Here is a 13,293-nt window from a genome sequence, read left to right as displayed (position 1 = left end):
GCCTTGCTCACCCCGCCTCGTCTTCGGTGATGGTGTCTTGCTCGGAGTCATCCGACAGATCATCCGGGTCGATCCAACCAAGCTGTATCCGTGCACTCATAACGAGCGCTTGGGCATCTTCCAATGTGATCTCGAAGGGTTCCAGAATGCCGTCATCCTTCACACGCTCACCGTCGATTGTTGTCCAGCCGCCGGCCAACTCCCAATCGGCACATGTGGCAAAGTCTTCAAGGGTCTTGACGTCATCTTTGGCCAGCGCTTCCAGCATCTGTGGCGTCATATCACCAAACTCTGCAAGGCTGTCTTCCAGGCCAAGCGCTCGGGCGTTGTCCATAGCGGCTTTTGCCTCTGCTTCCAGAATATCGCGGGCGCGGGCTTGCAGCTCTTCTGCGGTGTCCTCGTCAACACCATCAATCACCAGCAGCTCATCTTTTTCGACATAGGCCACCTCTTCCAGAGCGGTGAACCCCTCAGAAACGAGCAGTTGGGCAAAGAACTCGTCCAGATCAAGCTTATCCATGAACAGCTTGGTGCGCAGCTCGAACTCTTTCTGCCGGCGCTCGGATTCATCCGCTTCCGTCATGATCTCGATTTCCAACGCTGTCAGCTGTGACGCAAGGCGCACATTCTGACCACGACGACCAATCGCAAGGCTCAGTTGCTCATCTGGAACGACCACTTCAATGCGCTCCGCTTCCTCATCAAGAACAACCTTGGAAACCTCAGCTGGCTGTAGCGCGTTCACAAGGAATGTCGGCACATCTTCGTTCCATGGGATGATATCGATTTTTTCACCCTGAAGTTCGTTCACAACAGCCTGCACACGGCTGCCGCGCATACCAACACAAGCGCCAACCGGGTCGATGCTGTTGTCATAGGAAATCACTGCGATCTTGGCGCGCGAGCCGGGGTCACGGGCAACAGCCTTGATCTCGATGATACCTTCATAAATTTCAGGCACTTCCATCTTGAAGAGCTCAGCCATGAATTCGGGCGCCGTGCGGCTCAGGAAAATCTGCGGCCCACGCTGTTCGCGGCGCACGTCCTTGATGTAGCAGCGAATCCGGTCGTTCGGGCGGTAACTTTCACGGCCGATCTTCTCATTGCGGCGCAAAATGGCTTCGCCACTGCCCACATCAACGATAACATTGCCATATTCTTCGCGTTTCACCACACCGTTGATGATGGTGCCGGCACGGTCCTTGAACTGCTCGAACTGGCGCTCACGCTCGGCTTCGCGCACTTTTTGCAAAATAACCTGCTTGGCGCTTTGCGCGGCGATACGGCCCATCTCGACAGGGGGCACCTCTTCTACAAAGCTGTCTCCAACCTTCGGGTCATCAAGGTATAGCTTAGCCTGCTCAACCGTCATTTCGGCTTGATAGTTCTCAAGCTCCTCTTCCTCCACAACCGTGCGAACGCGGGTAAATGTGGCCTTGCCTGTCTTGCGGTCAATCGCCACGCGAATGTCCATTTCCGCGCCGTAGCGGCTCTTCGCGGCGCGGGCGAGGCTTTCTTCCATGGCTTCAATTACAAGCCCTGGGTCAATCATCTTTTCGCGCGCAACGGCCTCGGCCGTTTGCAAGAGCTCTAGTTGGTTGGCTGATGTAATGGCCATTTATTCTTTCTCCTCAGACTCAGGGGATTCTTCTATCTCTACTTCACCACCGTCCGCATAGGCGCCGGAGGCTTTGCGTTGCCGCAACATTTCTTTGATGAGTTCATCGGTCATCACAAGCTTGGCCTCAACCAGCCACTCGAACTTCAATCCGATGGTGCCCTGCTCAATCGTGAGCAAGACTTCGTCACCTTCAACACCCGCAAGCTCGCCGCGAAACCGCTTCTGACCGTCGATCATTTCAGCGGTTTCAACTTTGGCGTCAAAACCCTCGAATGTCTCAAAATCTTTCAGACGTGTAAGTGGGCGGTCAATACCAGGGCTCGAAACCTCAAGGGTATACTCGCCTTCAAGTGGGTCTTCGACATCAAGCAAGGCGCTCAGCGCGTTTGAGATAGCTCCGCAATCATCAACTTCAATGCCGCCCTCTGGGCGCTCAGCCATGATTTGAAGCAACGGAATCTCGCCACCTTGCAGCCGCAGGCGCACAAGCTCAAAGCCCATGTCCTCAATAACGGGGCCGACGATTTCGGCCATACGCCGATCTTGGGCAGTTTTTGCAATCAGGTTCGACATATTTTCGCTCAAACAAAAAAGCGGGCCGTGCGGCCCGCTGAAATTCTCGGTGGTGCGCTGGAGCCCAGCGCGCCGCTGTTGTGCTGTCTCTAGTCCGAAAAACTTAAGGATGCAAGGCCGAATCGGTTACGCCTGTTTGGCCAATTCATCCATGATTTCTGCCAATGCCGCGCTGATCCTCGGTTCCGACAAAGCATGACCTGATAAGCCGACAATTTTCAGTTCCGCCTGCTCAAGCGCCAACGACAGCTCATGGGCTGAGACAGGTGGGCAGATCATGTCATATCGCCCCTGCACAATCTTGGTTGGAATATGCGAAATACGCGGCGCATTGGACAATATGAAGTTATCATTTTCCAAAAACAGGCCGTTGTAAAAGTAATGGTTCTCAAGGCGTGCAAAGGCACGGCAGAATGCGTTGTTTGGCACATAAAACGCACCGTCTGATTGGATCGAAGCCAAGGTGTTTTCCCAGGCGGTCCAGGCTTGGGCGCATTTGAGCGCATCGCTCTCTGCGCCACCAAAAAGACGTTTGTGGTAAGCCGCAATCAGGTCATCTTGCTCATCTTTGGGGATAGGCTCAAGAAACCGGTGCCATACATCAGGCCAAAAAGCCCCCGCACCACCGCCGTAAAACCAATCTAGCTCGCTTTTGCGGCCCAAGAATACTCCCCGCAGCGTAAGAGACTTCACAGGCTCCGGATGGGCAATCGCATAAATCAACGAGAGCGTGGCCCCCCAGCTGCCCCCAAAAACATGCCACGCGTCTATCGCCAACTCTTTCCTGATCGTCTCTATGTCGCGGACAAGGTCCCATGTGGTGTTGTTCTCAACCGACGCAAAGGGCTTTGAGCGGCCACAGCCGCGTTGATCAAACAAGACAATCCTGTAATACTGCGGATTGAAAAAGCGCCGCATGGCCGGGCTGCACCCTCCGCCGGGGCCACCATGCAAAACAACCACAGGCACGCCGGCCGGGTTCCCGGATTGCTCAACGTATAGTCTGTGACCTTCCCCTGCGTCGATCATCCGCCTGTCAAAGGGCTCAATAGCAGGGTAAAGTCGCGCTCGAACGCTTTTTTCATCTGTGGATTCGTGCATGTCGTATCTTTCCAGACGCATCAGCGAATTTTAGGGGCCAGACCATGCAAGACCAGACCAGAACTGTTGATCCAGCCGAGCTTGCCAAGTTTGAGGCAATGGCTGCCGAGTGGTGGGATCCAAACGGCAAGTTTCGCCCTCTGCACCTGATGAACCCGTGCCGGCTTGACTATATTACGAAGCAAATTGCTGCGGAGTTCAATCGCAATCTGGCCGAGCCACTTCCGTTCAAAGGCTTGAGGATTATTGACATCGGCTGTGGCGGTGGCCTTCTCAGCGAACCGCTCACACGGCTTGGCGCTGACGTGGTTGGCGCAGACGCCGCCGAAAAAAACATCAAAGTCGCCCGCCTGCACGCCGAGCAGCAAGGCCTTGAGATAGACTTTCGCGCTATCACCGCAGAGGCGCTGGCAGAGGCCGGTGAGCGCTTTGACGTGGTTGTAAATATGGAAGTGGTCGAGCATGTTGCCGACCCGCAAGACTATCTTGATGAATGCGCCAAACTGCTCAATCCAAACGGATTACACATTTGTTCCACCCTCAATCGTAACGCCAAGAGCTTTGCCATGGCGATCCTGGGTGCCGAATATATCATGCGCTGGTTGCCCAAGGGGACGCATGAATGGAAAAAGTTCATCACCCCCGACGAACTTTTCGATTTCCTTGAAAAGGCAGGTCTGTCTCCGGTGGATCGCAAAGGCTTTGTGTTCAATCCGGTCAGTTGGAACTGGAAGGTTTCCGACCGCGACCTGAGCGTAAACTATGTGACGGCCGCCAAGAAGCTGGGTTGATCAATCGTTGCTTTCAAGCTTGTGGCGCATTTCCCGCAAAACAGGAATTGCCGATCTGATGCTTGCAGCGCCGCCTTCATCAACCAGACTGTTAAAAATCGGCTCAATCGCAGAGAGCGCAGCATCGCGCGCGCGCCGTCCTGCTGGGCTGATGGCCACCATCTTACGGCGTGCATCATCCCAATCGGGGCGAATATGCACATATCCAGCCCACTCAAGTTTGTTGAGCGTGTTGGTCATGGCCCCCTTGGTGACATGAAAGGTCTTGGCAAGCTGCGCAGGTGTTTTTTCGGCACTGATGTGCGCCAAATGGGTCAAGACAGAAAAATGAGAGATCTCCATCCCCTGCGGTAAAACGCGGGTCAGCTTGTTTCTGAGCAACTGATCAGTGGCCAATATTTCGCTGACCAGCGTAATTGCGAGCGAGCTTTGTTTGTTGTTCATTCCGGCCCCTCAAACAGGCTGTCCTGCATAAGGGAGGGCAAACGTTTGCGCGCCAGCGTTACGGCCTCAAGATCAAGATCAAAACAACAAATGCCGACATCTTTGCCCGCATCCGCCAAAACCTCTCCCCAGGGAGAAACGGCAAGAGCGTGGCCATAACTACGGCGTTCTTTACCATCTTTTGCATAATGCACTCCCGTCTGCGCGGGCGCGAGCACATAGGCCCCGTTTTCTATAGCCCGAGCGCGCAACAGGCTGTGCCAATGCGCCTCACCGGTGGTCTGAGCAAAAGCCGCTGGGATGGTTAAAACTTGGGCGCCAGCCTGGGCCAAAGTGCGATACAGCATGGGAAATCGCAGATCATAGCAAATACTCAATCCAATTTTACCGATCTTCGTATCCGCCAAAACGGCCTTCCTACCCGGCACATAAGACGCACTTTCGCGGTAACTTTCACCACCGGGCAAATCAACGTCAAACATGTGAATCTTGTCATATTGCGCAACGATAGCCCCCAGCGGATCTATCAGAAAGGATCTGTTGACGAATTGATCACTGGCCTGCTCGTTTTTGAGCCCCAGAGAGCCAATAAGGATCCAGATATTATTTTTGGCCGCCAACTGGCGCATTCGAGCCAGAAAAGGGTCATCCTCTTGCCGGCACAACACAGCCCCCAGAACAGCCTTGGAATCGGCAATGCAATTGGAAACCTCGGGGGTTAGAATAAACCGTGCCCCCTGTGCCACCGCCTCGCACACAAGCCACTCACAACTGGCAAGATTTTTGGCCGGTGAGTCTGTTGAGGTCATTTGCACAAGGGCAGTTTTCATCAGGATATCCCAAGCAAGCCGTCAAGCTTACCGGTTCTTTCCAGTCCGAAAAGATCATCGCATCCACCAATTCCGATACCATCAATAAATATCTGCGGCACAGTGCGCGCACCATCGGCGCGCTGCATCATCTCCGGCTTCAGCTTGGGGTCCGTCAAAATGTCATATTCGGTGTAAGAAGCGTTCTTACTATCCAGAAGCCTTTTAGCCGCGTGGCAGAAGCCACAAAGTGGCGATGTGTAAATCTCAATCTGTGTCATTTGGCCCTCAAACAGAAGTGTTGAGGCAGAACCTAGTCATTCTTGATGGCGCGTGCCAGAAAAACTGCCTGCACGCTTGCGACATTGTGCAAAAGACAAGCCTCTGTAGCCGCCGAAAGCGTGGCGCCCGTCGTCATCACATCGTCCACAAGCACAATGTTGCGGCCTTCAATTGCAGGCACATAGCGCTTTCGCACCACAATCGCTTTTTCCAAACAGGCCTTACGCGCTTCCAAGTCCAACCCGAAGAGCGGCGGGGTGCGTCTTCTTCGGTTCAAGAGAAATGGCATATGCTGAAAGCCACCCCTCTCGGCCAAACTCGCGGAAAGCAACTGCGACTGGTTATATTTTCGCTTAAGAAGCCGTGTCCAGTGGAGTGGCACAGGCACAATAATCGGGTTGTCCGGAAGGATTGGTGCGAGAGCCCGCGAAAGCCAAAGCCCCGCAGCCGAAGCTATTTCGGCACGGTCCGCATATTTGAGCTGCCAAACCAGCTTTTTTGCACAGTCTTTATAGAGAAATACTGTGCGAGCCGCCGCCCAGCTTCGCGGCGCTGCAAGGCAGGAGTCACACTGCTCGACGCCAGCCGATAGGCCAGGGAGCGGCGCGCCGCATCCGTTACATACGAGACCCGCAACAAAATGCGACCCGAGCCAGCATTTGCTGCACAAGCCCGCATCGCCCTCAACAGCGTCGCCACAGCTTAGACAGCTCGTTGGATACAGAGTCTGAACAACTGTTTGTATCCCCGACCTCCAGCCCATATTCCTACCCTATGACAACCCGCAACCTTCATACTGATCGCACCACACTTGAGCGACACCGCCAGCGCGCCCGCTTGCCCGAAGCCGACTTTGCACACATGGCCGCAATCGACGAAATCCAGTATCGGCTGGAACTGGTTAATAGAGCGTTTACCAATCCTCTCCTGATCGCTGGCCAGCCCGAGGTGTGGCAACCTGCTTTCCCAACATTTGAGCCCATCAAGGATACTGAAACGCTCAGGTGTGCGCCCCATACAAATGACTTGGTTGTGCATGCTATGTCTCTGCATTGGGCCAATGATGTCGTCGGTCAGCTGATTCAGGCCCGCAACGCCCTCAAACCTGATGGCTTGTTTATCGGCTGCCTATTTGGCGGCAACACTTTGCATGAGCTGCGCAAAGCGCTCAGCGAGGCCGAGATTGCGCTTACAGGTGGCCTCAGCCCCCGCGTGGTAATGGCTGGCGAAATCCGGGATCTCGGCCAGCTGATGCAGCGAGCAGGCTTTGCCCTGCCCGTGGCAGATAAACTCACTTTGACAGCAAGCTATCGAAGCATTTTTCATCTGGCTCATGATTTGAGGCGTATGGGAGAATCGAATGCGTTAGACATGCGCAAGCGCCGTTTCGAGAAAAGAGAGTTCTTTCGCCTTGCTGATGAAATTTACAAAGAACATTTCTCAGACGAAACAGGCCGTATTCTCGCCACCTTCGAGATCATATTTCTCACCGGCTGGACACCTCATGAAAGCCAGCAAAAGCCCCTGCGGCCTGGCTCCGCCCAAGCCAGACTTGCTGATGCACTCAAAACCAGCGAAATAAAACTGCCAGAACCCGAAACGCCTAAAATGAATGGTGATGACTAAATGCAAAAACTGACTCAAGCCGAATTTGACACCAGCCATCTGCCAAAAGACCACCCAAAGGTAAAAAAGCCTAAAATCGGCGTGTTAATGGCAAACTTGGGCACGCCAGATAATTATGATTATTGGTCAATGCGCCGCTATCTGAACGAGTTTCTATCTGATCGCCGGGTTATTGATTATGCCCCTTGGAAGTGGCAGCCGCTTTTGCAGCTTATCATTCTCACAAAAAGGCCCTTCACAAGCGGTGCTGCTTATAAATCAATCTGGAATGAAGCAGAAGGTGAAAGCCCCTTGATGACCATCACCAAGGAACAAACTGCTGCGGTGCGTGATCTGATCGAAAAAGAATATGGCGGCGAGGTCTTGGTCGATTACTGTATGCGCTATGGCAACCCATCAACTGAAAGCAAGGTTGCTGAAATGGTCGCACAAGGGTGTGACAGGGTGCTGTTTTTCTCACTCTACCCACATTATGCAGGCGCGACGATGGCCACCGCCAACGACCAGTTTTTTCGCGCCATGATGAAGCAGACATGGCAACCTTCGGTGCGCACGGTAGCACGATACTTTGACGACAGCCGGTATATCGAGGCGCTGGCGCGCTCTATTGAAACATCTGTGGCCGCTATGGAGCAACGCCCCGAAACACTTGTTGTTTCATATCACGGAATGCCCAAACGCTACCTGATGCAAGGCGACCCTTATCACTGCCAATGCCAAAAAACGACTCGCCTGCTGCGCGAGCGTCTTGGTTGGCAAGATATTGAAATCGTAACGACTTTTCAGTCGGTTTTCGGGCCTGAAGAATGGCTCAAGCCCTATACTGTAAAAGAGGTTGCCCGGCTTGCCGAAGAAGAAGGAAAAAAACGTATCGCCGTTGTTGCGCCCGCTTTCTCGGCGGACTGCATCGAAACCCTTGAAGAGATCAATGAAGAGATTAAAGAGGCCTTTGAAGAGGCTGGCGGCGAAACCTTTGAATATATTCCCTGCCTGAACGCGGGCGAGGCGCATGTCGCGTTTTTGGCAGATCTCATCAAAGAAAACATCCAGGGCTGGTAAAAAGAAAAACGGCAGCTAGAAAGCTGCCGTTTCCCCTATCTTCCAAGAGAAGATGTATTAGTTGCCAACAGCTGCGGCCACTGCGATCAGAAGCAGAAGCGGAACGACCATACCGCCTGAAGAACCAGCCGCGTCTGCGACAACAACAGGGGCTTCAATCATTGGGTCTGACATGCTGCCAGCAGAAACAGAAGAAGCTGCGGCAATGAAGGCAGCTGCGATCACGAAATTTTTCATTTTATCCTCCAGAAATAGAATGCCCAAAGCATCCATACGCCAATAAGAGCGTCGTATTTTTTGTTAATCAGTATTGGCGCGTTTTTGCAAACCCAATATGGTCACAGGCTAGAAGACGCACTCACAATTTCGTCATATTAGCAACACTTGCGTGCCCACTTTTGTTAAAGAAAAGAGCTCGGCAATATGCTCATTATATAGGCCGATACACCCATTAGATGAGCGCCGTCCGATTTTTCGCGTATCGTGTGTGCCGTGAATGCGATAATAGGTCCAGGATAGATAAAGCGCATGGGTTCCGAGAGGATTGTCCGGACCCGGACCAACAAAATCTGGCCACTCCGGATTGCGCTCCCGCATCGAAGGCGTTGGTCGCCAACTCGGGCCCTCAACTTTCTGGACAACGGATGTGCGGCCAAGGCGGGTCAAGTCTTCTGTCAAGGGAACGCTCGTGGGGTAAAGCTTGTAAACCGACTGATCTTCTGACCAAAAATGCAATGCCCGTGAGGTTGTATCAACAAGGCAGGCCCCATTTTTGAGGTTGGAGAAATAAGGCTCCCAACTCAAAGAGCGGAAACTTGAGATATTGCGTCGAACAACTTCGCTCAAATCACGCTCGACTTCGACAGTCTCTGCACCATCAACAGTTGCTGTCTGGGCCAATGCCGGCGCAGCCAAAAGAGATGTAGAGCCAGCAAGAAACCCTCTGCGACTCATTGATTTGGAAAAAATAGCCATCGCATGAACTCCGAAAAATGATCGTTCAATCATATATGTTGGATGGGCTGGGCTCGCAATTCAAACCTTTGTAATCCGCGTTTGATTGATCGGCGATTCACCGCTAAACCAAAGATCGTAGATTTCTGAAGGGGCTGCCATGCGCTTGCTTGTTTCCATTCTTGTTTCGGTTCTGCTGCTCAGTGGCTGCACGACCGCTCCCCCACAATCACAGCTCGGAGCCGACGGTAAACCGCTTCCAAAACTCTACAGAATTTCAAACGCCGCTTCCGGAAAGATCCAGTTTCGCATTCTGGACTCTGTCAATGCTTTGCGGCAAGCGGCAGGGGCCTCAGACGTTGAAATGAGCGCTGAGCTAAATGCTGCCGCTGCAACCCATTCTCTTGATATGGCAGCACAAAATCGTCCCTGGCATTTTGGATCAGATGGATCCTCCCCGATTGATCGGGTGAAGCGGGCGGGCTATGGGGGCACGGCGCTTGGCGAATTGATTTCAGAAACCTATGAAACCGAGCTGGAAACATTGGGCGCATGGATGGACCAAGCAGACACCCGAGCAATCTTACTCGATAAACGCGCGACACATCTCGGCTTCGCATGGCATCAGGAAACCAGCGGAAAAATCTGGTGGACTCTGACGATGGGCAGCTTGGGTGCCGAAACGGAATAAGTAGCCTATTTCTTGATCAAGATAGGCGTGCCATTGCGGACCATAGCATAAATTTCTTCCATCTCCCGATCACTCACAGCAATACAGCCAGCTGTCCAATCTCGAATGCCATTTCTGTATTTTGCCGGGCGTCCATGAATAAAGATATCGCCGCCGGGGCTTTTTCCCAGCTTGCGCGCCCGCGCTATGTCTTGGGAGTTGGGATACGATATCCCGATTGAGAGATAAAACTGACTGTTAGGGTTTCGGCGGTTAATGATGTAGCGCCCTTCCGGTGTGCGCCCGTCGCCTTCAACCGCCTTATGCCCAACAGGACTAAACCCAAGGCCAATTTTATAAGTCTTTATAACGTCTTGCCCGCTCAATAGGTAAAGCCTGCGTGCCTCCTTTTCGACAACCAACTGAGTGATCTCGGGGCCAGTATATGTCCGATACTTTGTAGACGCGCAGCCCGAAAGAAGCACAAAAACGAGAAGCGCTCCAAGGTGTATAAGTGCCCGCATGTTTTGCCCACTGCTATTTTGCGCAAACATATAGCAGCATTACAGCTTATCTGCACTCAGTTTGAGACAGGCTCTCAGATTTTCTGCAAAAAGACGTCTATAGATGCGTCATAACATGATTGCAGCGCCACCAGATCAATCTGGGCGGCGCTATTTTCTGCGGCCAACTTTTCCGCAAGAGAACATTTCTCTGCAAATTCCTCAAATCCGAGGTTCAAGGCACTGCCCTTGAGAAAATGCATACTTGCGCCCAAACCCTCCACCGGCTTTTGAGCGAGGGAAGAGAGCTCAAGCTCGACCTCCTCCAGAAAAACAACGACGATTTCACCAAAATCTTCTGCGCCGATATCTTGGCGAAGTTCCTCCACTTTATCCCAGTTGATCATGCCTACACCTCAAGTTCGTGCCAAGCACTCTAACAGCCACCTGTTAAGAGAAAGCTAAAAGAACACTAAAATGAGAGAGAATTTCTTCACGAGAGCTTAAAGCAAACAGGCTATGGAAAGAGGCCGGAGAAGAACGCAAGACGTTCAGGGGATTTATGAGTCAGAGCAGTCGCAACCCTGTTGAAACACATGAAACGGAAAGCAACCTTGTGCTTGTCGTTGATGACAGCCGTTTGCAACGCAGCATCCTGCGCGCCAGCCTCAAAAAATGGGGCTACCGAGTCGCCGAAGTTTCAAGCGGAGATGAAGCGCTGGCGTTTTGCGAAGCCTCGCAGCCTGATCTTGTGGTGAGTGATTGGATGATGCCCGGTATGGACGGAATCGAATTCTGCCGTCGCTTCAAGGCCATGGATGCTGATCGCTTTGGATATTTCATTCTGCTCACCTCAAAAAGCGACAAAACAGAAATTGCCCAGGGGCTTGATGCCGGTGCCGATGATTTCCTGACCAAACCTGTGAGCGCGGCCGAGCTGCGGGCGCGTTTGGTTGCGGGCGAGCGAATTCTCAATATGGAGCGCGAACTCACCCGCAAGAACGAATTGATCAACACAACTCTGGATGAGCTGAAAGCGCTTTATACCACAATCGACAATGACCTGATCGAGGCGAAACAGCTGCAACAGTCACTGGTAAGGGAGCGCTATAGAAACTTTGGCAGCGCCGAGATTTCCTTGATGCTCCAATCCAGTGGGCATGTTGGTGGCGATCTTGTGGGCTATTTTCCGATCAACGAAGAGGAGATTGGAATTTTTGCGATTGATGTATCTGGCCATGGCATCAGCTCTGCCCTTATGACCGCACGTCTGGCGGGGTATATGTCATCAGCATCAAAGGAACAAAATATAGCCATAGAGCGTTGTGAAGGCGATATTTTTGCGCCGATACCGCCCAGCCAAGTTGTGGCAAGGCTCAACAACCTCGTTCTCAAAGAGATGACCACTGAGCATTATTTTACGCTTGTTTATGCCGTGGCCAACCTGAAAACCGGCAAAGTAACCGCCAGCCAAGCCGGCCACCCCCATCCGCTTGTGCAGCGCGCAAGCGGTGATGTCGAGTTTGTGGGCAGTGGCGGCCTGCCGGTCGGGCTTGTGCCCGATGCCAGCTATGAGCAATTTGAGATCTGCCTCAATCCGGGAGACCGGCTCGCCGTTTACTCTGATGGTGTGCCCGAATGTATGAACGAGGCTGGTGCGTTTTATGATGATGCAAATGTCATCTGTTTTTTCAAAAACTGGCAAGACAAACGTGGGCCCGCCTTGCTGGATGCGCTTCTTTTTGAGTTGGATACATTTGCAGGCGCCCGCGACTTTTCGGATGACATTTCTGCCATTCTGCTAGAGTTTTCTGGCACCAAAACCTGATCCCTTGCCTTGCGCTGGCCGGCTTGGGCGATTAGGTGCTGGGCAAACACACGGATTGGTTTGGCCTTATGGAAAACACGGAAAACAAAATTTGGGACGAAAAAGTCCTGCCCTTTGAGCTCAGAATTTCTGATTGCCGGGGTCGCATTGTGCGCCTTGACCAGACTGTGAACGATATTTTGGCTCAGCACGATTACCCCAAGCAGGTGGAATCCCTGATTTCCGAAATGGTTATCATCACAGCCCTGCTTGGAAGCATGGTTGAATCCAAGTGGAAGCTCTCTTTACAGGTGCAGACAGATGGCCCCGTGCGCATGATTGCGACCGATTATTTCGCACCTGCCGAACTCAACGCCCCCGCAAGTATCCGCGCCTATGCAAGCTATGACCGCACGCGCATCACAGATGGCAAACCCTTTGATCAACTTGGCAAAGGCTATTTTGCGGTGCTGATTGACGAAGGGAAGGGAACAAAACCCTATCAGGCGCTGGCCCCTCTGGAAGGCGCGTCTATTGCCGAAGCTGCCGAGGGCTATTTTGCCGCCTCAGAGCAGATCGCAACCAAGTTGATTGTCGAGCATGGCGAAACCTACATGAAAGATAAGGGCACCCAGTGGCGTGCGGCAGGTATGCTTTTGCAACATCTGCCCAAATCGCTCAAGAGCGAAGGTCGCAACGCCGACAGCGAGGCCGCACAGAGAGACCATGCCCAGCGCAAGGATGAAGACTGGAACAGGGTCAACCACTTGCTCAACACGGTTGAAAGCCTCGAGCTGATAGGCCCTTTTGTTGCGCCTGCCGAGCTTGTCTGGCGACTCTTTCACGAGGAAGAGCCCGCGGTCTACGAGCCTCGTGAGGTGCAATTTGGCTGCACCTGCTCAGAAGAGCGTGTGCGCCAGAGCCTCTCGATTTATGGCGTCAAAGATATTGAAAAGATGACAACCGAAGATGGGAAGGTGACCGCAGACTGCCAGTTCTGCAACCGTCATTTCGAACTGGATCCGTCAACTGTCGGGCTTGAAGCGCAGTAAC

General features: G+C 52.8%; 17 protein-coding genes and 1 pseudogene. 6 read left to right on the top strand and 12 right to left on the bottom strand.

What is annotated here, in order from left to right:
* Positions 1-7 precede the first annotated feature (7 nt).
* The 3 genes from nusA to pip all read right to left on the bottom strand — a co-directional run bounded on the left by nusA (position 8) and on the right by pip (position 3,295).
* Entirely contained in the window at positions 8-1,618 is a 1,611-nt protein-coding gene (gene nusA, locus Q0478_RS11170) for a transcription termination factor NusA (RefSeq protein WP_298679265.1), read from the bottom strand.
* Positions 1,619-2,194, bottom strand: a complete 576-nt coding sequence (rimP, locus tag Q0478_RS11165; protein ID WP_298679263.1) for a ribosome maturation factor RimP — start codon at positions 2,192-2,194, stop codon at positions 1,619-1,621.
* Positions 2,195-2,320: 126 nt separating this feature from the next.
* Positions 2,321-3,295, bottom strand: a complete 975-nt coding sequence (gene pip / locus Q0478_RS11160; protein ID WP_298679261.1) for a prolyl aminopeptidase — start codon at positions 3,293-3,295, stop codon at positions 2,321-2,323.
* A 44-nt stretch (positions 3,296-3,339) separates the two neighbouring features.
* Between pip and ubiG the strand changes: the two genes are divergently transcribed.
* On the top strand, positions 3,340-4,086 hold the full coding sequence (gene ubiG, locus Q0478_RS11155) for a bifunctional 2-polyprenyl-6-hydroxyphenol methylase/3-demethylubiquinol 3-O-methyltransferase UbiG (RefSeq protein ID WP_298679259.1): 747 nt from the start codon (positions 3,340-3,342) through the stop codon (positions 4,084-4,086).
* On the opposite strand, the gene Q0478_RS11150 is transcribed toward ubiG, so the two are convergent.
* The 5 genes and pseudogenes from Q0478_RS11150 to Q0478_RS11130 all read right to left on the bottom strand — a co-directional run.
* Positions 4,087-4,530 carry a MarR family transcriptional regulator gene (locus Q0478_RS11150; RefSeq protein ID WP_298679256.1) on the bottom strand — a complete coding sequence of 148 codons (444 nt, stop codon included), beginning with the start codon at positions 4,528-4,530 and terminating at the stop codon, positions 4,087-4,089. It abuts the gene before it with no gap.
* Positions 4,527-5,360 carry a carbon-nitrogen hydrolase family protein gene (locus Q0478_RS11145; RefSeq protein ID WP_298679254.1) on the bottom strand — a complete coding sequence of 278 codons (834 nt, stop codon included), beginning with the start codon at positions 5,358-5,360 and terminating at the stop codon, positions 4,527-4,529. The genes Q0478_RS11150 and Q0478_RS11145 overlap by 4 nt, the downstream gene beginning before the upstream one ends.
* Entirely contained in the window at positions 5,360-5,620 is a 261-nt protein-coding gene (gene grxC / locus Q0478_RS11140; protein ID WP_298679252.1) for a glutaredoxin 3, read from the bottom strand. Before grxC ends, Q0478_RS11145 begins: the two co-directional genes overlap by 1 nt.
* A gap of 32 nt (positions 5,621-5,652) precedes the next feature.
* Positions 5,653-5,910 carry a ComF family protein gene (locus Q0478_RS11135; protein WP_298679354.1) on the bottom strand — a complete coding sequence of 86 codons (258 nt, stop codon included), beginning with the start codon at positions 5,908-5,910 and terminating at the stop codon, positions 5,653-5,655.
* Between the two features lie 279 nt (positions 5,911-6,189).
* Positions 6,190-6,384, bottom strand: a pseudogene (locus Q0478_RS11130) (double zinc ribbon domain-containing protein); the annotation flags it as partial.
* Positions 6,385-6,395: 11 nt separating this feature from the next.
* Between Q0478_RS11130 and Q0478_RS11125 the strand changes: the two are divergent.
* Entirely contained in the window at positions 6,396-7,247 is an 852-nt protein-coding gene (locus Q0478_RS11125) for an SAM-dependent methyltransferase (protein WP_298679251.1), read from the top strand.
* Positions 7,248-8,306 (top strand): ferrochelatase, encoded by a 1,059-nt coding sequence (gene hemH / locus Q0478_RS11120; protein WP_298679249.1) that lies wholly within the window; start codon positions 7,248-7,250, stop codon positions 8,304-8,306.
* 57 nt (positions 8,307-8,363) lie between these two features.
* Here the strand turns inward: hemH and Q0478_RS11115 are convergent, their stop codons facing one another.
* Together Q0478_RS11115 and Q0478_RS11110 are read right to left on the bottom strand one after the other, a co-directional pair.
* Positions 8,364-8,543, bottom strand: coding sequence for a hypothetical protein (locus tag Q0478_RS11115; RefSeq protein WP_298679247.1), 180 nt, complete (start codon positions 8,541-8,543; stop codon positions 8,364-8,366).
* Between the two features lie 132 nt (positions 8,544-8,675).
* The gene (locus tag Q0478_RS11110) at positions 8,676-9,281 is read right to left on the bottom strand and encodes a L,D-transpeptidase (protein WP_298679246.1); all 606 of its coding nucleotides are present in this window, start codon (positions 9,279-9,281) and stop codon (positions 8,676-8,678) included.
* A gap of 139 nt (positions 9,282-9,420) precedes the next feature.
* On the opposite strand from Q0478_RS11110, the gene Q0478_RS11105 reads away from it, so the two are divergent.
* Complete coding sequence (locus Q0478_RS11105; protein ID WP_298679244.1) at positions 9,421-9,951, top strand: CAP domain-containing protein; 531 nt, start codon at positions 9,421-9,423, stop codon at positions 9,949-9,951.
* 5 nt (positions 9,952-9,956) lie between these two features.
* Here the strand turns inward: Q0478_RS11105 and Q0478_RS11100 are convergent, their stop codons facing one another.
* Both Q0478_RS11100 and Q0478_RS11095 read right to left on the bottom strand, forming a co-directional pair.
* Entirely contained in the window at positions 9,957-10,454 is a 498-nt protein-coding gene (locus Q0478_RS11100) for a L,D-transpeptidase family protein (RefSeq protein ID WP_298679242.1), read from the bottom strand.
* 74 nt (positions 10,455-10,528) lie between these two features.
* Positions 10,529-10,840, bottom strand: coding sequence for an Hpt domain-containing protein (locus tag Q0478_RS11095; RefSeq protein WP_298679240.1), 312 nt, complete (start codon positions 10,838-10,840; stop codon positions 10,529-10,531).
* Positions 10,841-10,995: 155 nt separating this feature from the next.
* Between Q0478_RS11095 and Q0478_RS11090 the strand changes: the two genes are divergently transcribed.
* Positions 10,996-12,261, top strand: a complete 1,266-nt coding sequence (locus Q0478_RS11090) for a SpoIIE family protein phosphatase (protein ID WP_298679238.1) — start codon at positions 10,996-10,998, stop codon at positions 12,259-12,261.
* 35 nt (positions 12,262-12,296) lie between these two features.
* A complete protein-coding gene (locus Q0478_RS11085) occupies positions 12,297-13,292 on the top strand; it encodes an Hsp33 family molecular chaperone HslO (protein WP_366914918.1) in 996 nt (331 codons plus the stop codon).
* Position 13,293 lies beyond the last annotated feature (1 nt).

It is taken from the genome of uncultured Lentibacter sp. (assembly GCF_937123735.1).
GTDB lineage: Bacteria > Pseudomonadota > Alphaproteobacteria > Rhodobacterales > Rhodobacteraceae > Lentibacter.
This window is presented reverse-complemented; position numbering and strand designations above follow the sequence as displayed.